This window comes from Colwellia sp. MB3u-41 (assembly GCF_014076845.1).
In the GTDB taxonomy this organism is placed as follows: domain Bacteria; phylum Pseudomonadota; class Gammaproteobacteria; order Enterobacterales; family Alteromonadaceae; genus Colwellia_A.
The window spans coordinates 1-787 of record NZ_JACGUT010000042.1 but is presented as its reverse complement, the minus strand read 5'-3'; the positions used below and the strand labels follow the sequence as shown (position 1 = coordinate 787).

Sequence of the window (787 nt, the reverse complement as noted above, 5' to 3'; positions counted from 1 at the left end):
TTGCCACCTTTGAAAAAGGTAAAAGAGGCAATGCTTATTAGTGCTGCAATAAACCGAGTTTAGCGTAAAACACTTAGCTAAAAATGTCTTGCCCTAAAACGTATTTATTAAGAGCATATAACGCCTTACTAAGCGGCGCGAAATAGTTGGCTAAAATGTACGAGGAACGAGTGCTAGCCAACTGTTTAGCGTCCGTTTGAGTAACTTGTTATAAGTTTATTGCGCTACTGGCCCAACATCCATACCATCGTATGAATCTAAACCATTTTGGTGTGCAAAAATATAAAACGTATCGTTTCGTTTATCTAAGGACTTACTATCGTGAATCTCAGGCTTTTCGATATGAAGATAAAATAAATCTGGTTCATTTTCTTCTTCCTTCTCAGCCAGAAATATATCAACAACTTTGTAATCCATAGCTTGGAATTTAGGTATAACCAATTCTAATTTATTCGGATCATTATCGGTGAAGAAGTAACCCCAAAGTAGTGGTTGTGATAAGTCCCATTGACCTTGTTCAGATATGTTATTGAACATTTCGTCGAGCTGTTCAATTGTAATGTTTTTATTGGGGATGTTATCCATAACTTTCTCTTGTGCACTCAAATTAAAACTTAATAAGAAAAGTACAATAATGAATTTTAACACTGAACTCTCCTAAACTTATAACGCTTTGCTAAGCGGAAAATAATGGTTGGCTATAATCGCGAAGCGATGGCCAACTGTTATTTTTCCGTTTGAGCAACTTGTTATATGCAGAGAACGTTGAATCAAACTCTGCACGAAC

At 36.0% G+C, this 787-nt stretch carries 1 protein-coding gene; it reads right to left on the bottom strand.

Translation table 11 applies throughout. The features are described 5' to 3' along the window. Positions 1 to 216 precede the first annotated feature (216 nt). A complete protein-coding gene (locus tag H4J73_RS02175; RefSeq protein WP_182223092.1) occupies positions 217 to 585 on the bottom strand; it encodes a ribonuclease E inhibitor RraB in 369 nt (122 codons plus the stop codon). Positions 586 to 787: the final 202 nt, after the last annotated feature.